The following is a 26,594-nucleotide window of genomic DNA, read 5'->3' on the forward strand; positions in this document are numbered from 1 at the left end:
ATACCCCATAAGGGTATATTTGGAGGTGCCTATGTTTCACTTATTATTTACAAAAATTGACAGTATTTCTACCAGCGAGTTAGAAGCTAAACTCAGAGAACCAATTCAGCTACTAGATGTTCGGACGCCTATGGAATTCCGTAGAGGTCATATCAAAAATGCCAAAAATGTTCCTTTAACGGAAATCGGTTCTTACACACCTGCGACAAAAGAAACACTTTATGTCATTTGTCATTCTGGTGTGCGAAGCAAACTAGCTGCGAAGAAGCTAAAGAAAAAAGGCTACGATGTCATCAATGTCCGAGGCGGTATGAGCGCTTGGACAGGCAAGGTCATCTAGAAGCATAAAATAATTGGCTGCGCAGCCTTGAACCTTATCGAAGGTCTAAGCGACAATATCCAATGGTGTCCGCTCGAAGACGATCTGACTAAGGGCCAAAATCCCTAGATGTACGGATAAGTGGCGAATTTCAGGGGGGCGACCCAAGGTCGATACCATTCATATCCCCCTAAACAAATTATGGGAGAACTTGGATGAACCAGACGCCTGCATCAGCGTTTTGCGTAGCTAGATCACAGAGCGTATCCTCCAGCGGCAGGAATTGCCATCCAAAACCTTGACGACGCTTATTCACAATATAAAATGGCTAATCCAGAAGGAGTCAAATATGGAAACGAGTATCAGCATGGCTGACTTTTATGAAAAATACCTAAATGAAAATCTAAATCTTATCGATGTACGTGAAGTGCATGAATTCCAAGCAGGACATGCACCAGGTGCCAAAAATCTTCCGTTAAGTACCTTGGAGCAAGGTTACAAAGAACTCAAACCTGACCAGGAATACCATGTCATCTGTCAAGGTGGAGTACGCTCCGCATCTGCTTGTGAATTTCTAAGCGCCCAAGGCCTCACCGTTATCAATGTTGAAGGTGGTATGAATGCTTGGCCCGGTCAAGTAAAATAAGCAAAAAACCGATTAAGTTCCTTAATCGGTTTTTTCATTTCTGCAACCCAATGATATAGGGCTCGTAGCCCGTCGCATCTAAAAAGAAGCAAATTGATGGTATCTAAAAAAAGGTTTTCTCATTGGTATTGGGGGAACTCATCCGTTTGTCCGACATGATTTCTTTATCGAAATAGACTTAAATGCCTTTGTCTGCATTGTTTATCAATAGCAAATTAGTTTACTTCCGTTTAATCAGGTATCGGATGGCCTTTTCTAGGCGTTCCTTTTGAGCCTCGGGGTCGTCTAGTGGTTGGTTGATACAGTCAGTGAGATTTTCAGTAATGATCATCTCAATCACGCGCTCAACGCTAGATTTCACTGCTGTCAACTGCGTAACAATATCTGCGCAGTCACGATCTTCTTCAATCATCTTTTGAATTCCACGCAACTGGCCCTCTGAACGTTTCAGACGTGTTATATACTTTGAGTTTGTCATTGATTTATCCTTGGTCACTTTTTCTTCATTATATCTCGAATAAGGGGCTTTGTCAAAATTCACTTCCTGTCTGTATTTGTGGGTGGAAACCTTTCCTCTGGATCAGACAGAAAAGATTGGTGAGCATGAAAATGGAAAAGAAACTCTGTCCTCCTTGAAACTCGATGGGAAATAAAATTTCCTATTAACCAACTGACTTTTATGACTTATAACTTGGACAAAAAGGCTAGGATCACTATCCCATAGACTAGAACTAGAGCCAGCCCAAATCCGATACCAAACCACTTATAAAACTTGTCCATTCCGCTATAACGTTCGACATAGGCCCTGTTCGGCTTGTCTGGATCATACCAGACTGTCAGCTCCGAATGAAGGGGGAAATGGGTCTGCATCAAGCGTTTGAAGGAAACAAAGGAGTTGCTATAGCGAGTGATCGAAGGCGCCAGCATATCTTCTCTTGTATAGTCCTTTAAAAATTTAGTAGTCCCCCACGGAATTGTGACCGTTTTGAACATAAAATACTGCAAGGTTTTCTTATAAGCAATCCCATCCACCGTGTATTCGACGATAGGTGAATACCCCTCACGAAAACGGCTATAGCCGATAACCGTTCCAGGAACGGATGACTTGGCAAGGCGAACCAACCTCTGATCTCGAAGATAGAGGAAAAGAAAGGTCCCACACACAAATACTAAAGATAGGAAGATGACGATTGTCCCAACTATCAAACCAATCACTTCTTTAGTCATATGAACTCCTCCTGTTATTCTATACAGTAAAATCTCAAAACTAACTCATCCAAAAAGGACATCGATGTCCTCGAGTCTACTCTTCAGATTTTTCTTTTGACTGTTTTTCTCTCAAATCTTTTACAGATTTCGATATGATATCTCTCACCTGTTCGTCAGTAAGTCCTGGAATCTGGTAATAAGGATTATTGGATTCGCTTTTTGACGGTTTTGTTCCTGAACTTTCGGTTTTAGAATTTTGTTCAGTCGAAGACGAGGATTTCGACTCTGAGGAACTGGATTCTTTGGTCTTATAGGAACTGGACGACTCAGACTCAGAAGACTTGGACGTTTCAGGCGCTTTAGAATCAAGCTTAGGCGGCTTGTTTACTTGGTCGTTCGGCTGTTTTACAGGTTTATAGAATAGCCCAAAAGACAGCAGCAAGGCCATCAAGATCCCAATACCAGCCAAGGTTCTTTTATTGGCTTCAGCCGAGGGAACCCTTACTCCCTGTGTGCTGAGTATTTTCCATTCTGGATGCTCTTTTTCTATGGTTTTTTTCTGTCTCCTAAGAGGACCAAGTAGAAAATGATTAAAAGGCACAATCGTTACCATAGCCACCGTTATAAGCGGGACATAATTGGAATGACTTGATACCAGTAGAACATCGAGTATAGCGAGAAGAATGAAGAGGAAACGCCCCACAAACTTACGAACTTGATGCTCTTTTTTGATCTGCAAATATCTCTCTTGTGACATTATCAGCCTCTCTTTTCTACTTCTTCCCTAAATATCACTTTCCCTGCTCATACTTCCGCACAGCTAAGAGCCAGCGGATAGGATTGTTTTGGAATAAGAAAAGGTACAACAAGGCAGGAAAAAGACCTATCAATAATGAAAATAAAATTTGTGCATCAAATTTCTCCTGCCTTATAAATGAATTTACAATATTTGGTATGGTAGCAATTCCTATAAATGCTAAAAATAGAATTACTAACTGTATTATTAGAAAAACTATCATCTTCCCAAACGTCGCTTTTTTCTTACTAAAATTTTCCCAAAGCAGATTTGAATAAACGGCTTTCGCAAACTGTTGAGAACTTGCCCCTTGAACCTGTTTCACCTCTTTATACAAGGCCTCTTCCATCATCCATATAAAGCCAAAGCAGACAAAGAATTGGGCAACGATATAAGGCGGAACCATCCAGCTGTTATATCGAAAACCGGAAAAAGCTGGTATAGCGACCATTCCCCCTATTAAACCTAAGAAAATGAAAACCAACATCAAAGGAATAATGGCCCTATTAGACTTCCTAGCCCCTTCCGTATTTAACAAAACACTCTTATCGGCTACCAGAGCCTCTTTTGTTCTCGTGTTATAGTAAACGGCCTTATCACCGCTCTGTCCAATAAAAATTATTTTTCTCATATAAAATCACCACAGTTTCCACCAATCACTACAATCAGAAACTTCAATTTTTATCATAGGTCGTTGATGAAACATCATCAACCACTGGTAATGGTAATAGTGTTTCACTCGTGTTTATAGTCCTTCTCTTCCCTAAAAATCACTTTCCCTTGTTCATACTTTTGTACAGCCAACATCCAGCGGATAGGGTTGTTTTGGAATAGAGCAATTACGACCACTGCTGGAAGTACCCCTGCCACTGGTGAAAATAATAATGAAAGATCAAACCACTCATGGTTATAATAAGGAATAAGCATTCCTGGTATTCCAAATAAACTTACAATTCCTAAACAAAACAGAAGAACCAAGATAACAAACGAGAAAAAGAAAATTTTACCTAATGTTGCTTTCTTATCGGAAAATCCTTCCCAAAGTAAATTTCCATTCACTGCAACTTTAAATTGTTCTTCGTTTGCCAAAACTGTGGAACGAACATTTTTATACAATGCTTTTTCCAACATATAAATACTTCCAACAAAAACTAAAAATATGGCTAGTAAAATGATTGGAATCATCCTCTCGTTTAATCTAAATGGAGAAGTAAAGGAAAAAATAGCAAGTCCAACACCTCCACCAAATAACGCAAAAAGTAATATCAAAGGAATAATAGCCTTATTGGTCTTCCTAGCTCCTTCTGTATTTAACAAGGCGCTCTTATCTGCTACAAGAGCTTCTCTCGTTCGCGTGTTATAGTAAACGGCCTTATCACCGCTCTGTCCAATAAAGATTATTTTTCTCATCTTATAATTCGCCCTCTTTCCCTCGGCTACCGTCCTGTAATGTCTCCATCAGCTCCTTGAACAGTCGTTTGCGTGTTTTCATCCGAAATTCATAGATCATATAAACAAGCGAAAATATCCCTAACATATAAATAATCAAGAACTGAAAATCGGAGTAGCTAAAATAGCGATAGATGGAAAACACAATCATGAGGAAACAAAAAATCTCAACTAGGACAGTCCATCTAGATTTTCTCCTAAGTGTTTTGATATTGGCTTTTGTGAGCCGGACTTTTCTAAATCTATCTGTCTTCATGTTGCGTCGGGTAGATTTGGCAAGGAGAATGGTCCCGAAAATCAAAAACAGAGACATCAAGATAAAAAAGATCAAATTGAAAGGGGAGGAGACATCTCCAAAGGTTTGGTTGAGCAACTTTGACAGCCGTTGCAAGGAATAGATTGCAATAGGGGCTGCTATGGCTGAATAATTCATGCCTTGTTTTGCACTGTAGAATACTTGATTCCCCAAATCATAATAGATAAAAGAGTCCTCCAGAGGGCCCATACTAATTAAATTTTTTACACTTGTGTCCATCTTATTTCTCGTCTCCTAAACTCAATACGGATGTTCAAACAAAGTTCTACTTTCTCTTAAAAGCATCGTGACAACGATTGCCAGCAGTCTAGCCGATTTTGGGTGTTTACCTTCCTAGAGAAAGAAAAGTTTATTAGTATTATAGCATGAACCCCTAGAAAAGGGAAAATATCCCCGACCAATGCCTTTGCCAGAGCCAAGAAAGCTTTCGTCATTTCATAAAAAAGCGGACAAGTCCGCATTCTAAAAACAGAATGCGAGCTTATCCGCCTTTTCCTATGTCTATGATGTGTTTTTCACATCTCATCGTGCCAAGCGAATGCGGGTCACAATCCCATCTGGGTCTACCAAATCCAACTCACTCGAATTTAGCCACTTGATCGGTGCTTCTAGCTCTTGTGCTTGCTGAACGATGTCCAAGAGTTCTTCCTTTCTTTCGACCTCAAGGACGTAGTAGGCCAAGCCTGGCAAGCCTTGCTCACGCGGAGCCAGCCCTTTTCCAGCCCATTCGTTGACAGCCAGGTGGTGATGGTACTGACCAGCCGCTATCCAACTAGCACTAGGAATGCTAAATTTATCCTCTAGCCCTAACACTTTTTGATAAAACTGGCTCGCCGCACGACTATCCTTCACCGATAGATGGATATGCCCCATTCTCGTCCCTTCAGCTAGGATAAAGGGATCCACCTTTTCCCCTAACTCATAGATGTCCTGTGCCGCAAGGGCTTCGGTCACACCGATAATGCGACCGTCTTCTCGAATATCCCATGAAGACACTGGCTTATCACGGTAGAGTTCAATGCCATTTCCTTCCAAATCCTCTAGATAAATAGCCTCACTGTATCCATGATCTGCACCCCCGACCAGAGGAATCCGCAAGTCACTTAGGTGTTTCAAGACATCTGCCAAGGCTTTTCGCGTCGGCAACAAAATCGCCAGATGGTAGAGCCCATAATGCTCCCTTACTTCGCCAGCCTTTTCTGCCTGAATCAAGTGAACCAAGGCTTTTCGACCAAGTCCCAAAATCGCTTCTGTCTCTGTTTGGGATAAAATCTCCAAGCCAATAATCTGGTGATAAAAAGCCGTTTGACTCGTCAAATCCTTGACATTTAAAACCGCCTCTGCTAGATAAATGTGGCTTTGGTATGCATAAGTCATAGGGTTTCTCCTTTTATTTGTTGTAACTTTATGTATTACATCAATTATAAACTATTGAGATAAAATGTCAACGAAGACAACTCAAAAGAGCTGGAAACCAGCTCTTCTTTTTATTTTACAACAAGCTCGTAGCGAGTTTTGCTGGTGAAAGTTTCCCCTGCTTTGAGAATGACTTGGTCTTTGAGGTTGCTGTGAATGGCATCTGGTAAAGCCTGCGCTTCAAGGGCAACCCCATTGTGTTGCACCATTGGCTGGCCTCCGATGATGACACTCTCATCCACAAAGTTTGCTGTGTAGACCACAAAGCAAGGGGCCTCTGTCTTGAACAGCAGGAAACGACCTGAGTTTTGGTCATAAAGGAAACCAGCATTGTCATGACCTGCAGGAAGAGCAAATGGGTGATCCAAACCAGATACCAACTGGATTTGCTCATCTTCCTCTGCAAAGATATCCTTCAACAAAGCTCCATTGTAGATGTGTTTCACCACATCACGAGTAGCATCTGGAGTCTTAGCCGGAACACCGTCTGGAGCGATTGGGTAAATGCCCTCCGTATTTAGCTGGAAGACATGGCGGTCAACTGTCTGCGTGAAATCACCAGACAAGTTGAAGTAACTATGATTTGTCGGATTGACAAGCGTATCCTGATCTGTCGTCACCTTATAGCTGACTTCGTAGGCACCAGTTTCTTCCAAGTGGTAGCTGATCCAGATCTTGAGATTGCCAGGAAATCCTCCTGTCCCGTCTGTACGCTCGGTGTAGAGGGTCAAGCCATGGTCGCTCACCTCAGTCAATTCAAATAAGCTCGCATCCCAACCTGTTGAACCACTGTGGTTACAGTTGCTAGCATTATTGACTTCAAGAACATAGGTCTGCCCATTGAGCTCAAATGTCGCACCTGCAATACGGCCCGCTACAGGACCTACACTTGCTCCATGCTTGGGACTATTGCCTACATAGCTATCAAAATCATCAAAGCCCAAGATCACATTGGCAAAGTTTCCAGCCTTGTCAGGTGTGACATAGCGCAAGATGGTCGCACCATAAGTCATAACTTCAAGCTGGTAACCACCATCAGTCTCAAAGCGATAGGCCAAGACATCCTTGCCCTCATGATTTCCAAATACACGCTCTGTGTATGCTTTCATTCTTCTCTCCTTTGATCCATTTCTCTTAAGTAAACAAACCATAGAGAGTGTCTCACCATCTATAGTTGTAGTTTTATTTTCAGAATCCTTTGTCAGAAAAACTTGAGTATTTTCTTAACAAAAGGGGGTTCTTCTATACTTGTTTTATGCTTCTACACGTTCAGTCCATGAAGTCGCTGTGGTTTGGAGAACCTTGTTAAGTTCGTCAATGTTCTCAAATCCAGTTGTCCGAAGCCATTCACGAGCTGCTGCCTCACCGTCTTTGATGTAGGCTTCAACGGATCCAGCCCATGTAGCACGGCCACAAAGAACGCCGTTGAAGTTTGCGCCTGATTCGTGGGCAAAGACAAGTGTTTCTTGGAAGAGTTTAGCTGACACACCTGCACTCAAGTAGATGTATGGCAAGTTAGTCGCTTCATCTTGCGCTTTGAAGAAGGCTGCTGCTTCTTCACGTGTATGAACGATTTCACCATCACCAAAGCCTTCAACATATTTAACGTTGACTGGAACTTCTACTTTCAAGACATCGATGTTGAAACGTGGGTCTGAGAAGACCTTCATCGCACCGATAACTTTATGTGGTTTTACTTTGGCGTATTCTGCAGAACCTGCGTCAGCGATTTTTTCATCGTAAGCCAAGATTTCAAGGAAGAATGGAATGTCTTCCGCCACACACTCAGAACCGATACGTTCGATGTAGGCTTGTTTTTCTTGGTTGAGTTCGTCAGAGCTGTCTACGTCATAGTAAAGCAAGAACTTAACAGCGTCTGCGCCTTGTTCCTTGATGCGTTTTGCAGACCAAACATCCAAGCAGTCAGGCAAACGTTTGGTGCTTGTTGTATCGTAACCAGTTTTCTCATAAGCAAGGAGAAGACCAGCATTTGGATCAAGGGCTTTAGTAGCTGGAAGACCATACTCAGGGTCAAGGAGCATAGATGATGCGTATTTTGTCAATTCATCTGCAACCAAGACTTTAAGTTCTTCCATTTGAGCAACTGTTGGTTCTTCCGTTTGGTATTGAGCCATAAGGCGTTTCAAAGCACCACGTTGGTCAAAGGCAAGAGCTGAGATGATTCCATTTTCATCAGAGAGTTTTTGCAGGCAGGCTTCTTTATTAGGACTTAATTGTAATTTACTCATAGACACTTCCTTACTTTTGATATTCGTGAATGATCACACCTTGTACCACACGGTTTACAGTGCCAGTAGGAGATGGTGTATCTGGTTTATTTTCTACCTTGAGTGAAGTCAATAGGGCAAAGAGTTGGGCATAAACGATGTAAGGGAAGACACGGTAAATATCGTTCAAGACACCGCCACAACCAAGGGCTACTTCTTTGACATTTTCAAGACCAAAGGCTTGATCACTCAAGAGCACGACACGACGAGCAATCTGATCACCAGCCACTTCACGAACCAAGTCCAAGTCGTACTTGCGAGTGTAGTCTGTCGTTGTACCAAATACCAAAACAACTGTATCTTCGTTAATCAATGATTTTGGACCGTGACGGAAGCCAACTGGGCTTTCATACATGGTCGCCACTTGACCAGCTGTTAATTCCAAAATCTTGAGCTGAGCTTCATGAGCAAGGCCGAAGAAAGGACCTGCACCCAAATAGATGACACGATTAAAGTCTAGGTCAACAAGCTCTTTAACATCTTCTGCATTGTCTAGAATCTTACGCGCAAGGCTAGACACAACTTCAAAACGTTCAGCTTTCACAGCAAATTCTGTAGGATCAAAGACCAAGAGAGCTGTTAGCATCATAGACGTAAAGCTAGAAGTCATGGCAAATCCAGCGTCATTAGAAGCAGCTGGTTGCAAGAGCAAAAGATTGCGCTCATCGCCATGGGCTTGAAGAGCCAATTTCCCTTCTGCAGCACATGTAATGGTCACTTGATAGAGGTCATCAACCAAGGCTTTAGCCAAATCAACCGTCGCCACACTTTCAGGTGAATTCCCACTACGAGCAAAGGAAACAAGGACAGTCGCCACATCTTTTTTCAGATAAGTTTCTGGATTGGCAACAATATCAGTTGTCGCAATGGCATTGAAATTCCATTTGCGCTCGTCATAGACTTCCTTAAAATATGGCACCAAGGTATCTCCCACATAAGCAGAAGTACCAGCACCCGTCAAGATGACCTTGATATAGTCATGCTTATCAGCGATTCCTTGTAGGAAGGCTGCAATTTCTTCACGTTTTGCTTGATAGGCTTCAAAAGCCTCTTTCCATACATCAGGCTGTTGGTAGATCTCACGAGTCGTGATTTCTGCACCCAGTTCAAGTAATTCTTCTTTTGTGTAATTTAGCATAGAGTTCCTCTAATCTATTATTGTTTCATTCCTATTGAAAATATGGGAATGGGATTTACTCCCATTCCCATGTATATTCTATACAAGCTGTTCTAACGATTTTCACGTTGTCACATCGTATACTCAATGAAAATCAAAGAGCAAACTAGGAAGCTAACCACAGGCTGCTCAAAGCACTGCTTTGAGGTTGTAGATAGAACTGACGAAGTCAGTAACATATATACGGCAAGGCGACGCTGACGTAGTTTGAAGAGATTTTCGAAGAGTATTATTCATCTTCGTCATCATCGAAGCCCGCTAACAAATCATTGACTTTCACAATGCTTTCTGCAGCACGGCTCTTGTAGTCCGCATCTGCACCTGTAAGGCTGGCATTGATAAATTCAATCACCATTGGAAGATTCATCCCTGCATAGAGTTCAATGTCGCGACCTTCCATAATCAAACGGCTTACCACGTTACATGGTGTTCCACCGAGAAGGTCCGCAAAGACTAGGAAATCATCCAATCCTTCGATAGCAGCTTCAAATTTTGCAGTAAATTCTTCTGGACCATCTTCTGGAAGAAGAGCCACTGCATGAATGTTGTCTTGTGGACCCATAATCATTTCAGTGCTACCTTTAAGTTCTTCACAGAAACGACCATGACTCACCAAAATTAACGATTTCACCATAAATTATGCGCCCATTCCAAGCAAGAATTTACCGATGAATGAAAGACCTACTGCAAGAACGATAATGATACCGATCGCTTTAGTAGAGTTCATACCTTTCTTACCAAGCAACCAGAAGATAAAGGCAGTAAAGATTGCTGGAAGCAAACGTGGGAAGATTGAGTTCAAGATGTCTTGGAAGTCAATCATCTTTTCACCGATTGGCAATTTGTAAGAAATGTCAAAGTTGATCATTGTTGCTACAAGAGCACCCATCATGAAGACACCAAGTACAGATGCAGCGTCAATCAAAGCTGTCAAAGTACTTTGCATGTTGTTGATAAGGTTAACCCCTTCTTTGTAGGCAAATTCCAATTGTTTCCAACGGAAGATGTCGTAAGCAACTGCAACTGCGATCCAAAGGAAGATACCCCATGGTTGGCCAGCGATAGCCATAGTTGCTGCGATAGATCCCATGATAGCAGGTACAAGTGAACCAAAGATTGTGTCTCCAAGAGGAGCAAATGGTCCCATCAAACCTGTCTTGATACCGTTAACGGCATCTTTTGAACCTACACCATCTTTTTCTTCCATGGCAAGGTCAAAACCAGCGATAATTGTGTGGAAGAATGGAGAAGTATTGAAGAATTGAGTATGAACTTTCATCATTTCTTTCAATTCAGGAGTTCCATCCCCATACATTTTACGCAATTGAGGCAAGATCATGTAAAGGTAACCAGAAGCTTGCATACGTTCGTAGTTCCAACCTAATTGGAAAGTAAACAAGCTACGTTTGTTGATTTGATTAAAATCTTCTTTTGTAAGTTTGTAATTAGAATTCGTCATCTTCGATTTCCCCACTTTCTGATGGTGTAGAAGGTGCTGCTACAGCTACTTTTTGGCTGTTCTTAAAGTGAACAACTGCAAGGAAGATACCTACGATAGAAACACCGATCATAGACAAACCTTTGAAGTTGTTAGCAAAGCCAATCTTTTCAGCAACATCAGCAGGAAGAGTACCAAGGATACCCGCAACAGCGCCACCAAGACCTGTTACATATGAGTAAAGAACAGTCAACATAGCTGTCAAACCGAATCCCATTGCAAGGTAGTGAAGGTTACGTTTAACTGGAAGGTAACGAAGCAAGATTGCAAATCCAAGACCTGGAAGCATACGACCTGCAAGAGTCAAACCATCTGCAACCCATTGGTATTCTTTAACAAGGTCTACTACTGATTGTACGAAAGCACCACCAAAAGCAAGAGCGAAGAATACTGGAAGGGCACGAGAAAGAGCCCATGGAAGCGCACCAAGTAGGTAGTTGCGTTCGATACCTTTGTAGTCAAAGCGTTCAATCGCAGCATCAATACGGTGTGCAAAGAAAGTAGTTGTCATACGTCCAAGAACGTCGAAGTATGTCAAAAGTGCTGCTACTGGTACAGCGATTGTTGTAATCGCAAGATCTGTATCAATACCTTGAGAGATAGAGAATGCTGTTGCAAGAACCGCACCAGAAGTTGCGTCGATACGAGAGGCACCACCGAAGGTACCAACCCCGAGAACGAACAACTGCAAGCTACCACCGATAAACAAACCAGTTGTCACATCTCCCATGATCAAACCAGTAATGAAACCAGCGAATACAGGGGAACCTGCAGATGAAACGATTGTCAACTCATCACAGATTTGATAAGCTGAGTACAAAGTGAGAAGTAAAATTTGCCACCATTGTATCATAACAATGACCTCCTAAAAATTTTTTCCTATTTTAATAAACTCAAAAAGTCTGATACGGGATCGTTTGGAACCATTTGAGCAGTGAGTTTCACACCTTTTTCTGCCAGTTTGTGGAAGTCTTCCACATCCTTATCTACCACGTTGATAGAACGTGTGATAGGGCGAGTTTCTGGTGTTTGAGACATATTGCCGACATTGAGTGTTTCAAGCGGAACGCCTGCTTCAACCAAACCAAGGAAACGGTCTGGTTTACGTGCAACGATAAAGAGACGTTGGCTATCGTATTTACCAGCAAGGATATTTGCTGCCGCTTTCTCAATTGGCAAGATACTAAGTTTTACACCTGGTGGTGTAGCAAGTTTCAAGCCGCTCTTTTCAATATCGTTGTTAACGACTTCATCGTCTACAACCATAATGCGCGAAACGTTTAGTTTCCCTGCCCAAAGATTGGCTACTTGACCGTGGATCAAACGTCCATCGATACGGCATCCTACAATTGTCATAAGTTTTCCCCCTTTATGTGTTTTAGTGTAGGTTTACGAGTTAAATGAATCTCTTCTTTATATTCGCCTTCAGTTTCAAAGATGATAATGCGGTTATCACCTTCCTTGAGATAACTATGAGGGATATAAAGTGAGAGGGTCGGGCCGACATTCCAGAAACGTCCTAGGTGACGCCCGTTGACAAAAGCAACTCCCTTACCAAACTCAGATAAATCTAAGTAGGTATCCTTCGGCTCTTCAACGGTAAAGTCGAAAGCGTAAAAGGCCGGTTGTCCTTCTGTCCATCCTTTTGAAAAATCAATTTTCTCAGGATTATCCAATGGAAGTGGATATTGTTTCCAATTTAACATGAAGTGTAGATCCTTGCAGACACCTGTACGAATTCCTTTACGTTGCGTATCTGCCAAGAACTTATGTCCGTAGTTAACACGCCCCATATTTTCGACCAAGATGTCAATCTCTGAAAAACCTTCTCGATTTCCCTGACAGTAGATATCTTCACCAATCTCTGTCTGGTATTGAGTAGCAATCCATTGACCATCTACAAAGAGTTGAGCTCGGTCACGTCCATCGATGATACGGAGACGTTCCTCTTCTGCATCCCAACTTGCCTCAGTGCGGTAGAGAAGGTAGCCATAACTTTGACCAAGTTCTTCCATCGCTTTTGGATAGAGGCTTTCAGTAGGACTAGAGAGATTATCCAGGGTTTCAAACAAGGAAACTTTTTCGACTAGTGGAATAGACCCTATCTCCATGCTTTCCTTATAGTGCGGTTCCAACTGTGGATACTCTGGGAAGTGTGTTGCCATCATCTTCTTGACTGCTAGGTATTTAGCAGTTGGATTTCCTTCTTCATCGAGAAGGGCATCATAGTCGTAAGATGTGACTTGTGGCAAATCCAGAGTTCCTCGAGCTGAGCAACCATTCATGAAACCAAAGTTTGTTCCACCATGGAACATGTAAAGGTTGATAGAGCCTTGCTCCAATACCTCTCGAACAGCCTCTGCCAATTCTTTTGGATCACGAGTGATGATGGGTTCTTTCCAACGGTTGAACCAACCATCCCAGAATTCCATACACATGAGGGGCCATTTTTTGCCATGCTCATCAAAGAATTCCTGCATCTGTGAAAAGTTGTACGGAGCTTTAGAACCGAAGTTCCCTGTCACAAAGAGGTCATCTTCGATCAAGGTTCCGGCTTTCAGAGTAGCCCTCCAAGGACCATCTGAAGTAAAGAGTGGGCAATCAATCCCTCGGTCTTCCATCAATTTCCGAATCGCTCGTAGATAAGACTTATCTTCTCCATAAGAGCCATATTCATTTTCGACTTGCATCATAAGAATGTTTCCGCCATTATCCAACAAGCGAGGCACAAGCCTTGGCAATAATTGGTCATAATAGCGAGCAACAGCCTCGATGTAGGCTGGGTCGGACGAGCGAATTCGCATGTCCTTGGTCAAGAGCCAAGCCGGCAAGCCACCAAATTCCCATTCTGCACAGATAAATGGAGACGGGCGTACAATGGCATAGAGACCCAGATCTTGTGCTATTTGAAGAAATCTCTCCAAATTTCTGGCACCTTCAAAATCAAACTCCCCTTCAACAGGTTCGTGTAAATTCCAAGCCACATAGGTCTCGACTGTATTAAAGCCAAGCGCCTTTAAGTTATAGAGAGAATGATACCAATCCTCTGCTGGAATCCTAAAATAATGAATGGCGCCGGACAAAATCTTGAACGGTTTTTCGTCTAAATAGAAATCGTCCTCAATTTTAAATCTTGTCATGTTATTACCTCTGACGAATTAAGTTTGCGCTTTCATTTATTATAATATTAACTATAATCAAATCTTTTGCATTTGTCAATAGGTTTTAGAAAATTATTTAAAATTTTTCTATTTTTTTACTTACTGTTTACCGAAATTATCTAAAAATAGCATGAAAACGATCTTTTTATGTATGATAATTCACAAGAACATCAAATGAATTTTTTTACATGTAAAATAACATTTTTAGTCTATTATTTTAATTTTTTGACCTTAATACTACTCTTTTCTTTATATTTGTGGTAAAATCAAAATTGGAGAAAGAGAATCGAGGTGAAATTTATGGCTATTCCTAAATACCAATATATTAAAGATGAATTAAAAAACAAAATCATCTCTGGTCAATTTGCAAGTGGAGATAAATTTTATACAGAAGCCGAATTGATCGCGATGTACGATGTGAGTTCAATCACAGTTGTACGTGCTTTGAATGACCTTGCTAAAGACGGCTACATTGTCCGCCAACAAGGTAAAGGTACTTTCGTTTCACGTGCCCGTAAGCACAAACTCGTTGAGTTTTCAGATGTCGAAATCTTTGAAACAAAAGACGATAAAGTTACTGTCCTTTCTATCGAGCGCGGAAACAAACTTGAATATTTAGATAAACTTGGACTACGTGGAGATCAATTCTACTATAAGATTGAACGTATTCGTCAGACAAACGACGTGACATACATCTACCACACATCTTATATTCCTGAGCAATACATCAATGCCAACTATCCAAATCTTGACTATTATAGCTCTATCTATACACGTTTCAAATTGGATTACCGCATTCACATGAGTGATGAACATTTTGAGGAAATCAACGAAATCGCATTCCCAACACCAGAGCATGCTGCTTCTGTACTCGGAATCGATACACAATTCCCAACTGTCTTCCAAACGAAGACTACAAAACTTGAGGCCACTGGCTAAGTCCTTGCCTATAGTGAAACTTATAAGCGAGCAGACTACTACAAAATCAAATTCATCTCATGTAACCGAGGTCATTAAGAAAAAGCCTGAGCCTAGCTCAGGCTTTTTCTCTATTCATTATAGCACGAGAAAGAAGTTGTGAAAACGCTATGAAGGGCTCTTATTTAATTAGTAGCATTTTTACTAAAAACAAGGTAAAATTTCGTTTGGTTTTTCCTCGGTTTTATCCCTTATTAGCAAATTTCTCCTAAATCTTATGATTTCCTCTATTTATTATAGTTCTTATATAAACCCACTTGACATTTTACTCCGCAGATAATAAAATAAAATTGGTTTTATGTAAACGCTATCATATATGATAATAACAAGGAGGTTTTGTCATGAAACTAGAAAAGAAACAGCGCTTCTCCATCCGTAAATACGCGGTTGGGGCAGCTTCTGTACTTATAGGATTTGCTTTTAGCGCACAAGTCGTATCTGCCGACGAGATTACTCCAGCTCCAACAGCTGTAGAAACTGTTCAAACGATTCAGGAGAGTCCACAAGCAACCGAAGAAGCTGTAGACTCCAAGGTTCCAGAAAAACTGGAAGAAAAGGCTGACAAACCTGTAAAAGAGGAGGTCAAAGAAGACCAGGAGGCTCCTCAAACAGTTGCTCCAACAACCGAAGAGTCAAGCGCACCAGTTGTGACAGAAAATGCTGCTCCAACTCCTAGCGCCGAGAAAAAAAACCCTGCCCCAGCTGAAACTCCTGCCGAAAGCACTTCTTCCGAAAAGAAAAATGAAGTCGTCACACCTGTAGTAGCCGCTCCTAGCACAGAACGAGCAGCTCAGGTAAATGAAAAACTGGCAAAACGAAAAATGATCTCAATCGACGCTGGACGCAAGTACTTCTCTCCAGACCAACTCAAAGAAATCATCGACAAAGCCAAACACTACGGCTACACGGATCTTCATTTACTAGTTGGAAACGATGGCATGCGTTTCATGTTGGACGACATGACCATCAAAGCCAATGGCAAAACCTATGCAAGTGACGATGTCAAACGTGCACTCGAAAACGGAACTGATGCCTACTACAAGGATCCAAACGGCAACCATTTGACAGAGAGTCAGATGACGGACTTGATCAACTATGCTAAAAATAAAGGTATTGGTCTCATCCCAACTGTAAACAGCCCTGGGCACATGGATGCGATTTTGCATGCCATGAAAGAATTAGGTATCCAAAAACCGAACTTCAACTACTTTGGTAAGGAATCTGCTCGTACTGTTGACCTTGATAACAAAGAAGCGGTTGCATTTACCAAAGCTCTGATCGACAAGTATGCTGCTTACTTCGCTGGCAAATCTGACATCTTCAATATCGGACTAGACGAGTACGCCAATGATGCTACAGACGCTAAAGGCTGGAGCGTTCTTCAAGCCTATAAATGGTATCCAGAAGATGGTTTCCCAGACAAGGGTTATGATAAATTTATCGCCTACGCTAATGACCTTGCTCGTATCGTCAAATCTCACGGACTCAAACCAATGGCCTTTAACGACGGTATCTACTACAATAGCGACATTAGCTTTGGAACCTTTGACAAAGACATCATCGTTTCAATGTGGACTGGTGGATGGGGCGGATACGACGTCGCTTCTTCTAAACTTCTAGTTGAAAAAGGCCACCAAATCCTTAACACCAACGATGCTTGGTACTATGTTCTAGGACGGAATGCAGATGGTCAAGGCTGGTACAACCTCGACCAAGGACTCAATGGTATCAAGAATACTCCAATCACTTCTGTACCAAAATCTGATGGGGCTACTATCCCGTTCATCGGTGGTATGGTAGCTGCTTGGGCGGACACCCCATCTGCACGCTATTCACCATCACGCCTCTTCAAACTCATGCGTAGCTTCGCAAATGCCAATGCTGAATACTTCGTAGCTGACTATGAGTCTGCTGAGCAAGCTCTGAAAGAAGTCCCAACAGACCTTAACCGCTATACTGCGGAAAGTGTCGCAGCTGTCAAAGAAGCTGAAAAAGCCATTCGCTCACTCGATAGCAACCTCAGCCGTGCCCAACAAGACACCATTGACCAAGCAATCGCAAAACTCCAAGAAGCTGTCAGCAATTTGACCTTCACACCAGAAGCTCAAAAAGAAGAAGACGCGAAACGTGAAGTTGAAAAACTTGCCAAAAACAAGGTAATCTCCATCGACGCTGGACGTAAGTACTTCTCAGCTGAGCAACTCAAACGTATCATTGATAAAGCTAGCGAACTTGGATATTCTGATGTGCATCTCCTCCTAGGAAATGATGGACTTCGCTTCCTACTTGATGACATGACCATCACAGCTAACGGAAAAACTTATGCAAGTGACGATGTCAAGAAGGCCATCATCGAAGGAACAAAAGCTTACTACGATGATCCAAACGGAACCACTCTTAGTCAAGCTGAAATCACTGAATTGATCGAGTACGCAAAATCAAAAGGCCTCGGACTCATTCCAGCAATCAACAGCCCAGGCCACATGGATGCCATGCTCGTCGCTATGGAAAAACTTGGAATCAAGAATCCTCAAGCCAACTTTGACAAGGTCTCTAAAACAACCATGGACCTCGAAAACGAAGAAGCGATGAACTTTGTCAAAGCCCTCATCGGCAAGTACATGAACTTCTTTGCAGGCAAGACAAAGATTTTCAACTACGGTACAGACGAATATGCCAATGATGCTACCAACGCGCAAGGCTGGTACTACCTCAAATGGTATGGACTCTATGGCAAGTTTGCTGAGTACTCTAACACCCTTGCTGCCATGGCCAAAGAAAGAGGCCTTCAACCAATGGCCTTCAACGATGGTTTCTACTACGAAGACAAGGATGATGTTGAGTTTGACAAGGATGTCATCATCTCTTACTGGTCTAAGGGATGGTGGGGCTATAACCTTGCAACGCCTCAGTACCTAGCAAGCAAAGGCTATAAACTCCTCAACACCAACGGAGACTGGTACTACGTCCTAGGCAATCACAAACCAGATGAAGCCTACCCACTATCAAAAGCACTTGAAAACTCTGGTAAAGTGCCATTTAACCAGCTTGCATCTACCAAGTATCCAGAAGTAGACCTTCCAACCGTCGGAAGCATGCTTGCTATCTGGGCAGACAAACCAAGTGCTGAGTACAAGGAAGAAGAAATCTTTGAACTCATGACTGCCTTCGCAGACCACAACAAAGACTACTTCCGCGCTGACTACAATGCTCTCCGTGAGGAGCTTGCTCAAATCCCTACTAACTTGGAAGGATACAGCCAGGAAAGCTTGGATGCCCTAAATGCAGCTAAAGAAGCTCTCAACTACAACCTCAATCGCAGCAAACAAGCCGAGTTAGACGCTCTTGTAGCCAAACTCAAGGCAGCCCGCCTAGGCCTCAAACCAGCGACAACTCACTCAGGAAGCCTCGATGAAAATGAACTAGCTGCCAATGTTGAAACCAAACCGGAACTCATCACAAGAGCAGAAAAGATTCCATTTGAAGTTATCAAGAAGGAAAATCCGAATCTCCCAGCTGGTCAGGAAAAAATCATCACACCAGGTGTAGAGGGCGAACGCACTCATTACATCTCCGTCCTTACTGAAAATGGGAAACAAACAGAAACGGTTCTAGATAGCCAAGTAACCAAAGAACCTGTGACCCAGGTGGTTGAAATCGGCGCCCCTATTACTCACAAAGGAGATGAACACGGTCTTGCTCCAGCCACAGAGGCAAAACCAAGACTGGACATCCAAGAAGAAGAGATTCCGTTCACTACCGTAACACGTGAAAATCCACAATTACCACTCGGACAAACGCAAATCGTCGTTACTGGTGTAAATGGCCGTCGTACGATTTTCTACTCTGTCAGCACTACTGCTGACGGTAAGAAAGAAAGAACCCTTGTCAATAGTGCGGTATCGCAGGAAGCGGTCGCTCAGGTTGTCGAAGTCGGAACTGCCGTTGAGAAAGCTGAGCAAGCTGAAACAACTACTAGCAAAGCAGATGAAAAACAACTCCCTGCAACAGGAAGTCAAGACTCTGCGGGCTTGGTCGCAGCAGGACTCATGGCCACACTAGCAGCCTACGGACTCACTAAGAGAAAAGAAGATTAATCCCTTCGATAAGCATACAAAAAAGCGAGATTAAATCTCGCTTTTTATTGTTAGGATTAATCACCAAGTCCGATACGTTCAAAGATATCATCCACTCGTTTAGTGTAGTATGCCGGGTTGAAGATTTCATCAATTTCATCTTGAGTGAGGCGTGATGTCACTTCTGGATCTGCTTCTAGAAGCGGTTTGAAGTCTACTTGGTTATCCCAAGAGTAGGCTGTTTTTGGTTGCACCAAGTCATAGGCTTGCTCACGAGTCATGCCTTTTTCAATCAAGGTCAACATAGCCCGCTGACTAAAGATAAGACCAAAAGTTGAGTTCATGTTGCGGATCATGTTTTCTGGGAAGACCGTCAAGTTCTTGACGATATTTCCAAAACGGTTGAGCATGTAGTCAATCAAAATAGTCGTATCCGGTGTGATGATACGCTCAGCTGATGAGTGAGAAATATCACGTTCGTGCCAGAGAGCCACGTTTTCATAGGCTGTAATCATGTGACCACGGATAACACGCGCCAGACCTGTCATGTTCTCAGAACCGATAGGGTTGCGTTTGTGAGGCATTGCTGAAGACCCTTTTTGCCCCTTAGCAAAGAACTCTTCCACTTCGCGCTGCTCAGACTTTTGCAGACCACGAATCTCCGTTGCCATACGTTCGATTGAAGTCGCGATGCTAGCAAGAACCGCAAAGTACTCAGCGTGAAGGTCACGAGGAAGGACTTGTGTAGAAATTTCTTGAGCACGGATACCCAATTTGTCGCAGACATATTGCTCTACAAATGGTGGAATGTTGGCAAAGTTCCCAACCGCACCAGAGATTTTACCAGCTTCCACACCAGCAGCCGCATGCTCGAAACGCTCGATATTACGTTTCATTTCGCTGTACCAAGTTGCCAATTTCAGACCAAATGTTGTAGGCTCAGCGTGCACACCATGAGTACGACCCATCATGATGGTGAACTTGTGCTCCTTAGCCTTATCAGCGATGATGTTGGTGAAGTTTTCAAGGTCACGACGAATGATGTCGTTTGCCTGCTTGTAAAGATAACCATAGGCAGTATCCACCACGTCAGTAGAAGTCAAGCCATAGTGGACCCACTTGCGCTCTTCACCAAGAGTCTCAGAAACCGCACGTGTGAAGGCAACCACATCGTGACGCGTCTCCTGCTCAATTTCCAAAATACGGTCAATGTCAAAGTCCGCCTTTTCGCGAATCAAAGCCACATCTTCCTTAGGAATTTCTCCCAATTCAGCCCATGCCTCATCAGCCAAGATTTCCACCTCAAGCCAAGCACGGTATTTATTTTCTTCACTCCAAATGTTCGCCATCTCAGGGCGAGAGTAACGGTTGATCATGATTTCTCCAATTCTATATATTTTTCTCTCTACTTTAACGTTCAGATAAATTAACCTCTATGATTTAAAATGGCAGGTCATCATCAGTCCCCCATGAGCCAAATTTATTTGCCTCTAGTTTACTTTTTTTATGCTCTAGTGAATTTTTTTGTTCTATTAACCGAGCTTCGTCATAATCTAAAATATTCCTTTTTTCCTCTAATTGAAATATCTTTCCATCTGTTCCTACATCATTCAACCATAAATCAGCCTCTATCTTGGAACGCTCCAAATAGATTCGTTTTAACTCATTATCAATAGATTTTATTTTATTTTGAACTTCAAACATCTCATCAAAGTCCGAGCTGAATGGATCACTATTTGAATAAAATGAACTAGGGTTTGAATTGAATGAGCTGTTATTCGGATAAAATGAATTAAAGTTTGAATTGAATGAGTTGTTATTTGGATAAAATGGGTTAGGATTTAAATTGAATAAATCATCATCCTCATCATCATTGATACCACCAAACAAAGAATTTTGTACTCTATATTGCTTAGCATCTTCATCCGATAACTCATTGACTAGTTGAATAAAACGCTCACTGTTTATTATGTATAACTCTTTACAAACTTTCTCTTCAGTATTTTCAATAGGATTATTAATATCATAGTCTACATTTAGATTCCATAACTCTGTCATTAACTCTATTCTTGGACCAATAGTTCTCCCGCTTTGCTTATAAAGCAAGTCGGATTTCCTATCGGAAATACCATCATTAGTTACAAAAATTACTTTGTTTCCAAGTGATTTTCCATCCTTAGAAAGTTTATGTAACAGTTCTTCCCATAATATATAATCTCCATATTTTCGTGAATATGTCAATCCTGCATAGGTACGATTGGGACTTTTTTCGTAATCTTTTTTACTATCATTTATTCCTGGAGGTATCTGTTGTTCGTATCTCTTTCCCCCTTTTTCCTGAACCTTGTCAATCCACTCTTGGGTTAACTTTTCAGCTACTGAATCATTAATTATTTTTTTTAAGCGTTCTTGTAACTCACTTACATCCTTTGTATATTTTTCATCAAAGATTTTATTAATTTCAGCTTCTAAGTCATCAATTTTCAAGATTTCCAAGAGTTTAGTTTTTACTTCTTTTTTCTGATTTTTATTTCGTAAAAATCCAAGAGGATCTTTACCACCCTTATCTTTAAAATTTTCTACCAAACTCCGAATTTCATTCACTATACTTTCTGCATAAGAATCTCGTTGGATTTCCGTTACCATTTTGATAGACTGCTTGTTAAAATGATATTCTAATCCAACTATATAAGGTATGAATAGATGGTCTTTAACAGCTTCTATTGTGTCTAAATACTTTTCAGCTAAGTCTGTCGGTAATCCCAAAATATCTGAGAGGATATTCGTATCTAAAACAATAAGGTTATTTTTTTCTCGCTTAAAATCAATAGAAGTTAATTTTTCTATATAGAACTCCGGAAAAAGTTCTTCCATACTTGCCATATTAATTATTCCTCCTAAAACTCAACCACACTATCCGGCACATCACTAAACACTGTCACATGCCCTACCCTACGGTTGTGCTTGTCTTCTATAATCATTTATTCACCACCCACTCCGCCGCTTTCTCTGCATGAATCACTGTTGTGTCGTAGAGAGGTAGGTCAGTGTCGGATTGCTTGACGAGGAGACCTATCTCGGTACAACCCAAAATAACAGCTTCAGCGCCTGCTTTTTTCAAATCATCTATAACGGCAAGATAAGTCTGCTTTGAACTTTCTTTGATATCACCTAGACAGAGCTCGTCATAAATAATTCGATTAACCTCTGTAATGCCTGCTTGATCTGGAATCAGCACTTCTAACCCAGACTCTATTAATTTCTCCTTGTAAAAATCTTGGGTCATGGTGTACTTGGTCCCTAGGAGGCCGACTTTTTGAATACCGTCAGCCAACAAGGCCTGCGCAGTTGCCTGCGCAATATGCAAGATTGGAATCGTAATCTTTCCTTGTATCTGCGGAGCAACCTTGTGCATAGTGTTGGTACAAATAACGATGAAATCCGCACCAGCTTGCTCCAAGCGCTTAGCAATATCTGCCAACAGTTGACCGCTTTTCTCCCAGTCTCCGACTGCTTGATAATGCTCAATCTCTGCAAAATCAACACTATAAAGTAGAATCTTAGCAGAATGCAGGCCACCCAGCTCTTTTTTGATGGTTTCGTTGATGATTTGGTAGTAAGATGTGGTACTTTCCCAACTCATACCACCAATCAGACCGATAGTTTTCATAGACTAATTAAACTCCTCCTTGCTTGTCACAACCGACGGATAGTGTGGTAAGCTACTTAAATCTGTATCCAATGGCAAATCATAGATAGCCAGATAATTGTTTGGATATTGAATCTTTAATTCCTGATATTGGCTTTTACTTTTTCATGGTCGGCACTGGCAAAGAGCACTTCCACAACGGCGATTTCTTTTCCTTCCTCCACAAAAGCGTTGACAATAATTTGAATCATAAACTGGTTTCCATTTAGCTTTAAAGATTATCATTTTCTGAGTCTTCATGTATAGAAAATTCAAATGAAATTCTCTCAGGATGTCTAGGCAGGCCGTAACTACTCAGATAATCCTTAACTTCCTTCACGGAACAAAAATGTTCTAAGACTAGCTGATTGCCAGCTCTCTCTAAAATATGAATCCCTCTCTATCCGCAATCTCTGGAACAATCAAATCGTCCGTATAAGTCAGTGTTACGGTCGTTATTTCATCATCTGGCAATTCATCAAATTCTTCTGCCATTTCAAAAATCAATCCCTTCCCCAAACTCTTCCACACTATCCGGCACATCACTAAACAAAGTCACATGTCCCATCTTGCGGTTGTGCTTCGCTTCTATTTTACCATACATATGGAGGTGGGCGCTTGGATTTTCTGTGACATATTTTTCAGCCGCCTCGACGTGTTGCCCGAGGACATTTAGCATGACTGCTGGCGCATGCAGTTTGATGGCTGGCAATGGTGCTCCGAGAACACCCAGAATATGAGTATCAAACTGGGAGAAGTCGCAGGCTTCGATAGAGTAGTGCCCAGAGTTGTGTGGTCGTGGGGCAATCTCGTTGACGATAATGTCATCAGCTGTCGCAAACATTTCCACACAAAGTGTTCCAGACAGATTAAGCTGTTCTGCGATTCGCACAGCCATAGCTTTGGCTTTTTCAGCTAGACTTTCTGAAATGCGGGCTGGCACGATGGTCTTGGACAGGATATTGTTGCGATGGATATTTTCCTGAACCGGAAAAACTGTCACGTCCTTGCCATTACCAGACACGATGACTGAAATCTCAAGGTCAAAGTTGACAAATTCTTCCAAGACACAGTCTGCTGAGTCGGCTAGTGCAGAAGCTTCTTTCAAATCTGCTTCCGAGCGAATAACCTTTTGTCCATGCCCATCGTAACCACCAGTCGCGGTCTTGAGGACATAGTCTTTCGATAGGTCGATGTCTGCCAAGTCTTGGCTTGAAGTCACAACCTTGTAAGGTGCCACAGTGACTTGAGCCTTGTTTGAGAGGAAGTTCTTTTCAAAAATACGATTTTGGGAAATGCGGAGCAGATCTGTCCCTTGAGGGAGCTGACCTTCCTTGATAACCGCATCCAAGCCGTCAGCATCGACATTTTCAAACTCATAGGTGAGGACATCGCAACGCTCAGCCAACTGACGGAGGGCATCCACATCGTTATAAGGAGCCACGATGATCTCCGCCACGCGAGAGGCTGGGCAATCCGCCGCAGGATCCAGCGCGATGACCTTGTGCCCCATGTAGATAGCAGAAATGGCCATCATCTGACCCAGCTGACCGCCACCGATAATTCCGATTGTTTTAGATGAGCTCATTTGTAGACTCCTCTGCGATTTTCCCTTGCTCTTCTGCGAAATCTGCCAATGCTGTCGCGATAGCCTGATCCTCTACTGACAGGAGACGGAGGGCAAAGAGGGCAGCGTTAGTCGCTCCTGCTTCACCGATAGCCATAGTCGCAACAGGCACACCACCTGGCATCTGAACGATAGAGTAGAGCGAGTCCACGCCACTAAGAGCGCGCGACTTGACAGGTACCCCGATGACAGGAAGGGTTGTTTTCGCTGCGACCATCCCTGGCAAATGGGCTGCGCCACCAGCACCTGCGATAATGACCTTGATGCCACGGCTACGAGCTTCTTCGGCATGTCTGAACATGAGGTCTGGTGTACGGTGGGCAGAGACAACCTTCTTTTCGTAGGCTACACCGAAACGGTCTAGGACTTCGGCAGTTTTTTGCATGGTTGCCCAGTCGGATTTTGAGCCCATGATAATGGAAATTACTGGTTTAGTCATAATATTCCTTTTCTTTCCTTTCTTTTTTCAATCACCTTAAGTTGTGAGGGACGGCAGCAGCCACCAAAGGTGTCTCATACCTAAATCGGAAGCCCAAGGTCTTCCGATTTCCCTGAACGATTGGATTATCATCCAATCGTTCATTCACAACGGCGGTGATTGTTCTATATTAGCTCGCTAATGCTCGCAAATCAAACGACCATTATCGTATTTGGCGACTTCGTCGCGCTATTCTTATATCTTTACTTAATAGCCTTGCTTCCGATATCTGTTCGGTAAAAGAGACCTTCTGTGTTTTGTTGGGAGAGTTCTTGGTAGATGGTATCTTGGGCGTCTTTGACGGTGTCTGCTGTGGTAACTAGCATATAGACACGTCCGCCATTTGATAGCAATGCTCTGCTATTTTCCGCAAACTTAGCCCCTGCGTAGTAGGTGATGATGTCGCCATCGGTTTTGGCTGACAACTTGACACCCTTTTCGTAGTCTAGCGGGTAGCCCTTGGATGCGACAACCACGCCCAGAGTCACACCCTTATCCGTCCAAGTGATGTTTGGCTCCTTGCCATCAAGAATATCCGTGATATTTTGCGCAAAGTCAGATGTCAATCGTGGTAAGATAATCTGGGTTTCAGGATCTCCGAAGCGAGCGTTAAACTCGATAACCTTAGGTCCATCAGCTGTCAAGATAAGACCTGCGTAAAGGACACCCAGATAAGGACGACCTTCTTTGATCATCCCTTCAAGGACTGGCTTGACAATAGTGTCAACCGCTGTGTCAACCACGCTCTGTGGCAAGTGAGGAACTGGTGCATAGGCACCCATCCCGCCAGTGTTAGGGCCCTTGTCGCCATCGTAAGCACGTTTGTGATCCTGAGCCGTTGGCATGATGTAGAACTTGTCCCCATTGACAAAGGCAAAGAGGGAGAACTCTTCTCCGTCAAGGAATTCCTCGATAACCACACGCGCACCGCTATCCCCGAATTTATTGTCCAAGAGCATCTCGTGAGCAGCTTCGACCGCTTGCTCAACCGTCTCCGCAACGACGACACCTTTCCCGAGTGCCAAACCATCTGCCTTGACAACGATAGGAGCGCCTTTCTCCTCGATATAAGCCTTGGCCTCCTCGAAATCTGAAAATGTGCCATAGGCTGCTGTCGGAACATCGTATTTGACCATGATTTCCTTAGCAAAATCCTTGGACCACTCCAGCTCCGCTGCAGCCCTAGTCGGACCAAAAGCCTTGAGACCAGCTTGGTTAAAATCATCTACGATTCCAGCAGCAAGGGCATCATCTGGCCCGATAAAGGACCAAGCAATATCGTTGGCTTTTGCAAACTCAATCAATTTAGAATGTTCGGAAATAGAGATGTCCATCAATTCCAAACCATCCAGAGTCATTCCGTCATTTCCAGGAGCTACAAAAACTTTTTCAACGTCTTTTGACTCAAGCAACTTCTTAGCAATCGCATGTTCACGACCACCCGAACCGACAACTAACAGCTTCATCTCTCA

The 26,594-nt window shown here is 42.6% G+C and carries 24 protein-coding genes and 5 pseudogenes; 5 read left to right on the top strand and 24 right to left on the bottom strand.

Translation table 11 applies throughout. The features are described 5' to 3' along the window. The first annotated feature begins 31 nt into the window (after nt 1-31). The 3 genes and pseudogenes from I6H78_RS04995 (at nt 32) to I6H78_RS05000 (ending at nt 965) form a co-directional block, all read left to right on the top strand. The gene (locus I6H78_RS04995; protein ID WP_000468871.1) at nt 32-340 is read left to right on the top strand and encodes a rhodanese-like domain-containing protein; all 309 of its coding nucleotides are present in this window, start codon (nt 32-34) and stop codon (nt 338-340) included. 9 nt (nt 341-349) lie between these two features. Next, nucleotides 350-694 (top strand): annotated as a pseudogene (locus I6H78_RS09385) (rhodanese-like domain-containing protein); the annotation flags it as partial. Next, nucleotides 669-965, top strand: coding sequence for a rhodanese-like domain-containing protein (locus I6H78_RS05000; RefSeq protein WP_061587441.1), 297 nt, complete (start codon nt 669-671; stop codon nt 963-965). The pseudogene I6H78_RS09385 and the gene I6H78_RS05000, both read left to right, overlap by 26 nt. A gap of 220 nt (nt 966-1,185) precedes the next feature. Here the strand turns inward: I6H78_RS05000 and I6H78_RS05005 are convergent, their stop codons facing one another. The 15 genes and pseudogenes from I6H78_RS05005 to I6H78_RS05075 all read right to left on the bottom strand — a co-directional run bounded on the left by I6H78_RS05005 (nt 1,186) and on the right by I6H78_RS05075 (nt 14,254). Beyond that, nucleotides 1,186-1,443 carry a metal-sensitive transcriptional regulator gene (locus I6H78_RS05005; protein ID WP_002880547.1) on the bottom strand — a complete coding sequence of 86 codons (258 nt, stop codon included), beginning with the start codon at nt 1,441-1,443 and terminating at the stop codon, nt 1,186-1,188. A gap of 206 nt (nt 1,444-1,649) precedes the next feature. Next, a complete protein-coding gene (locus I6H78_RS05010; RefSeq protein ID WP_198458986.1) occupies nt 1,650-2,192 on the bottom strand; it encodes a DUF3592 domain-containing protein in 543 nt (180 codons plus the stop codon). Nucleotides 2,193-2,268: 76 nt separating this feature from the next. Then, entirely contained in the window at nt 2,269-2,931 is a 663-nt protein-coding gene (locus I6H78_RS05015) for a hypothetical protein (RefSeq protein ID WP_198458987.1), read from the bottom strand. Nucleotides 2,932-2,933: 2 nt separating this feature from the next. After that, a pseudogene (locus I6H78_RS05020) lies at nt 2,934-3,601 on the bottom strand (hypothetical protein). A 104-nt stretch (nt 3,602-3,705) separates the two neighbouring features. Then, nucleotides 3,706-4,380, bottom strand: a complete 675-nt coding sequence (locus tag I6H78_RS05025; protein ID WP_198458989.1) for a hypothetical protein — start codon at nt 4,378-4,380, stop codon at nt 3,706-3,708. A 1-nt stretch (nt 4,381) separates the two neighbouring features. Continuing rightward, a complete protein-coding gene (locus I6H78_RS05030) occupies nt 4,382-4,954 on the bottom strand; it encodes a hypothetical protein (RefSeq protein ID WP_198458990.1) in 573 nt (190 codons plus the stop codon). Between the two features lie 303 nt (nt 4,955-5,257). Then, on the bottom strand, nt 5,258-6,112 hold the full coding sequence (locus tag I6H78_RS05035; RefSeq protein WP_198458991.1) for a VOC family protein: 855 nt from the start codon (nt 6,110-6,112) through the stop codon (nt 5,258-5,260). Between the two features lie 110 nt (nt 6,113-6,222). Next, nucleotides 6,223-7,260 carry an aldose epimerase family protein gene (locus I6H78_RS05040; RefSeq protein WP_198458992.1) on the bottom strand — a complete coding sequence of 346 codons (1,038 nt, stop codon included), beginning with the start codon at nt 7,258-7,260 and terminating at the stop codon, nt 6,223-6,225. A 144-nt stretch (nt 7,261-7,404) separates the two neighbouring features. Continuing rightward, nucleotides 7,405-8,400: a tagatose-bisphosphate aldolase gene (gene lacD, locus I6H78_RS05045; protein WP_198458993.1), complete on the bottom strand. Its 996-nt coding sequence runs from the start codon at nt 8,398-8,400 to the stop codon at nt 7,405-7,407. Nucleotides 8,401-8,410: 10 nt separating this feature from the next. Continuing rightward, nucleotides 8,411-9,577, bottom strand: a complete 1,167-nt coding sequence (locus I6H78_RS05050) for an SIS domain-containing protein (protein WP_198458994.1) — start codon at nt 9,575-9,577, stop codon at nt 8,411-8,413. Between the two features lie 268 nt (nt 9,578-9,845). Continuing rightward, complete coding sequence (locus tag I6H78_RS05055; protein WP_002875700.1) at nt 9,846-10,250, bottom strand: PTS sugar transporter subunit IIA; 405 nt, start codon at nt 10,248-10,250, stop codon at nt 9,846-9,848. Between the two features lie 3 nt (nt 10,251-10,253). After that, nucleotides 10,254-11,075 carry a PTS system mannose/fructose/sorbose family transporter subunit IID gene (locus I6H78_RS05060; protein WP_000185284.1) on the bottom strand — a complete coding sequence of 274 codons (822 nt, stop codon included), beginning with the start codon at nt 11,073-11,075 and terminating at the stop codon, nt 10,254-10,256. Continuing rightward, entirely contained in the window at nt 11,062-11,967 is a 906-nt protein-coding gene (locus I6H78_RS05065) for a PTS mannose/fructose/sorbose/N-acetylgalactosamine transporter subunit IIC (RefSeq protein WP_045616654.1), read from the bottom strand. Before I6H78_RS05065 ends, I6H78_RS05060 begins: the two co-directional genes overlap by 14 nt. Before the next feature lie 26 nt (nt 11,968-11,993). Further along, nucleotides 11,994-12,470: a PTS sugar transporter subunit IIB gene (locus I6H78_RS05070; RefSeq protein WP_000156956.1), complete on the bottom strand. Its 477-nt coding sequence runs from the start codon at nt 12,468-12,470 to the stop codon at nt 11,994-11,996. Next, nucleotides 12,467-14,254, bottom strand: a complete 1,788-nt coding sequence (locus tag I6H78_RS05075; RefSeq protein WP_198458995.1) for a glycoside hydrolase family 35 protein — start codon at nt 14,252-14,254, stop codon at nt 12,467-12,469. The genes I6H78_RS05070 and I6H78_RS05075 overlap by 4 nt, the downstream gene beginning before the upstream one ends. Nucleotides 14,255-14,575: 321 nt before the next feature. Between I6H78_RS05075 and I6H78_RS05080 the strand changes: the two are divergent. Next, a pseudogene (locus tag I6H78_RS05080) lies at nt 14,576-15,292 on the top strand (GntR family transcriptional regulator). Nucleotides 15,293-15,594: 302 nt separating this feature from the next. Next, nucleotides 15,595-19,350 carry an LPXTG-anchored beta-N-acetylhexosaminidase StrH gene (gene strH, locus I6H78_RS05085; protein WP_198458996.1) on the top strand — a complete coding sequence of 1,252 codons (3,756 nt, stop codon included), beginning with the start codon at nt 15,595-15,597 and terminating at the stop codon, nt 19,348-19,350. Between the two features lie 56 nt (nt 19,351-19,406). Here the strand turns inward: strH and purB are convergent, their stop codons facing one another. From purB to purD, 9 genes and pseudogenes are all read right to left on the bottom strand, one after another. Continuing rightward, nucleotides 19,407-20,705, bottom strand: coding sequence for an adenylosuccinate lyase (purB, locus tag I6H78_RS05090; protein ID WP_198458997.1), 1,299 nt, complete (start codon nt 20,703-20,705; stop codon nt 19,407-19,409). Between the two features lie 64 nt (nt 20,706-20,769). Then, nucleotides 20,770-22,212, bottom strand: a complete 1,443-nt coding sequence (locus I6H78_RS05095; RefSeq protein ID WP_198458998.1) for a PIN-like domain-containing protein — start codon at nt 22,210-22,212, stop codon at nt 20,770-20,772. Between the two features lie 14 nt (nt 22,213-22,226). Continuing rightward, nucleotides 22,227-22,301, bottom strand: a pseudogene (locus I6H78_RS05100) (phosphoribosylaminoimidazole carboxylase); the annotation flags it as partial. A 5-nt stretch (nt 22,302-22,306) separates the two neighbouring features. After that, complete coding sequence (locus I6H78_RS05105) at nt 22,307-22,999, bottom strand: aspartate/glutamate racemase family protein (protein ID WP_198458999.1); 693 nt, start codon at nt 22,997-22,999, stop codon at nt 22,307-22,309. Between the two features lie 3 nt (nt 23,000-23,002). Beyond that, nucleotides 23,003-23,229, bottom strand: a pseudogene (locus I6H78_RS05110) (phosphoribosylaminoimidazole carboxylase). 284 nt (nt 23,230-23,513) lie between these two features. Then, nucleotides 23,514-24,605: a 5-(carboxyamino)imidazole ribonucleotide synthase gene (gene purK / locus I6H78_RS05120; RefSeq protein ID WP_198459000.1), complete on the bottom strand. Its 1,092-nt coding sequence runs from the start codon at nt 24,603-24,605 to the stop codon at nt 23,514-23,516. After that, nucleotides 24,592-25,083: a 5-(carboxyamino)imidazole ribonucleotide mutase gene (gene purE, locus I6H78_RS05125; RefSeq protein WP_000165788.1), complete on the bottom strand. Its 492-nt coding sequence runs from the start codon at nt 25,081-25,083 to the stop codon at nt 24,592-24,594. Before purE ends, purK begins: the two co-directional genes overlap by 14 nt. A gap of 31 nt (nt 25,084-25,114) precedes the next feature. Further along, nucleotides 25,115-25,231, bottom strand: a complete 117-nt coding sequence (locus I6H78_RS09390; protein ID WP_232619925.1) for a phosphoribosylaminoimidazole carboxylase — start codon at nt 25,229-25,231, stop codon at nt 25,115-25,117. A 94-nt stretch (nt 25,232-25,325) separates the two neighbouring features. Beyond that, nucleotides 25,326-26,588, bottom strand: a complete 1,263-nt coding sequence (gene purD / locus I6H78_RS05130) for a phosphoribosylamine--glycine ligase (RefSeq protein WP_198459001.1) — start codon at nt 26,586-26,588, stop codon at nt 25,326-25,328. Nucleotides 26,589-26,594: the final 6 nt, after the last annotated feature.

It is taken from the genome of Streptococcus oralis (assembly GCF_016127915.1).
Taxonomy (GTDB): Bacteria; Bacillota; Bacilli; order Lactobacillales; family Streptococcaceae; genus Streptococcus; species Streptococcus oralis_BO.

What these genes read in the sequence shown, in the direction of transcription:
- I6H78_RS05070 (WP_000156956.1), bottom strand. Translation starts at nt 12,470, where the DNA reads ATGACAATTGTAGGATGCCGTATCGATGGACGTTTGATCCACGGTCAA.
- lacD (WP_198458993.1), bottom strand. Translation starts at nt 8,400, where the DNA reads ATGAGTAAATTACAATTAAGTCCTAATAAAGAAGCCTGCCTGCAAAAA.
- purD (WP_198459001.1), bottom strand. Translation starts at nt 26,588, where the DNA reads ATGAAGCTGTTAGTTGTCGGTTCGGGTGGTCGTGAACATGCGATTGCT.
- I6H78_RS05095 (WP_198458998.1), bottom strand. Translation starts at nt 22,212, where the DNA reads ATGGCAAGTATGGAAGAACTTTTTCCGGAGTTCTATATAGAAAAATTA.
- purB (WP_198458997.1), bottom strand. Translation starts at nt 20,705, where the DNA reads ATGATCAACCGTTACTCTCGCCCTGAGATGGCGAACATTTGGAGTGAA.
- I6H78_RS05015 (WP_198458987.1), bottom strand. Translation starts at nt 2,931, where the DNA reads ATGTCACAAGAGAGATATTTGCAGATCAAAAAAGAGCATCAAGTTCGT.
- I6H78_RS05025 (WP_198458989.1), bottom strand. Translation starts at nt 4,380, where the DNA reads ATGAGAAAAATAATCTTTATTGGACAGAGCGGTGATAAGGCCGTTTAC.
- I6H78_RS05010 (WP_198458986.1), bottom strand. Translation starts at nt 2,192, where the DNA reads ATGACTAAAGAAGTGATTGGTTTGATAGTTGGGACAATCGTCATCTTC.
- I6H78_RS05060 (WP_000185284.1), bottom strand. Translation starts at nt 11,075, where the DNA reads ATGACGAATTCTAATTACAAACTTACAAAAGAAGATTTTAATCAAATC.
- I6H78_RS05055 (WP_002875700.1), bottom strand. Translation starts at nt 10,250, where the DNA reads ATGGTGAAATCGTTAATTTTGGTGAGTCATGGTCGTTTCTGTGAAGAA.
- I6H78_RS05075 (WP_198458995.1), bottom strand. Translation starts at nt 14,254, where the DNA reads ATGACAAGATTTAAAATTGAGGACGATTTCTATTTAGACGAAAAACCG.
- purE (WP_000165788.1), bottom strand. Translation starts at nt 25,083, where the DNA reads ATGACTAAACCAGTAATTTCCATTATCATGGGCTCAAAATCCGACTGG.
- I6H78_RS05065 (WP_045616654.1), bottom strand. Translation starts at nt 11,967, where the DNA reads ATGATACAATGGTGGCAAATTTTACTTCTCACTTTGTACTCAGCTTAT.
- purK (WP_198459000.1), bottom strand. Translation starts at nt 24,605, where the DNA reads ATGAGCTCATCTAAAACAATCGGAATTATCGGTGGCGGTCAGCTGGGT.
- I6H78_RS05050 (WP_198458994.1), bottom strand. Translation starts at nt 9,577, where the DNA reads ATGCTAAATTACACAAAAGAAGAATTACTTGAACTGGGTGCAGAAATC.
- strH (WP_198458996.1), top strand. Translation starts at nt 15,595, where the DNA reads ATGAAACTAGAAAAGAAACAGCGCTTCTCCATCCGTAAATACGCGGTT.
- I6H78_RS05030 (WP_198458990.1), bottom strand. Translation starts at nt 4,954, where the DNA reads ATGGACACAAGTGTAAAAAATTTAATTAGTATGGGCCCTCTGGAGGAC.
- I6H78_RS05035 (WP_198458991.1), bottom strand. Translation starts at nt 6,112, where the DNA reads ATGACTTATGCATACCAAAGCCACATTTATCTAGCAGAGGCGGTTTTA.
- I6H78_RS05040 (WP_198458992.1), bottom strand. Translation starts at nt 7,260, where the DNA reads ATGAAAGCATACACAGAGCGTGTATTTGGAAATCATGAGGGCAAGGAT.
- I6H78_RS05000 (WP_061587441.1), top strand. Translation starts at nt 669, where the DNA reads ATGGAAACGAGTATCAGCATGGCTGACTTTTATGAAAAATACCTAAAT.
- I6H78_RS05005 (WP_002880547.1), bottom strand. Translation starts at nt 1,443, where the DNA reads ATGACAAACTCAAAGTATATAACACGTCTGAAACGTTCAGAGGGCCAG.
- I6H78_RS05105 (WP_198458999.1), bottom strand. Translation starts at nt 22,999, where the DNA reads ATGAAAACTATCGGTCTGATTGGTGGTATGAGTTGGGAAAGTACCACA.
- I6H78_RS04995 (WP_000468871.1), top strand. Translation starts at nt 32, where the DNA reads ATGTTTCACTTATTATTTACAAAAATTGACAGTATTTCTACCAGCGAG.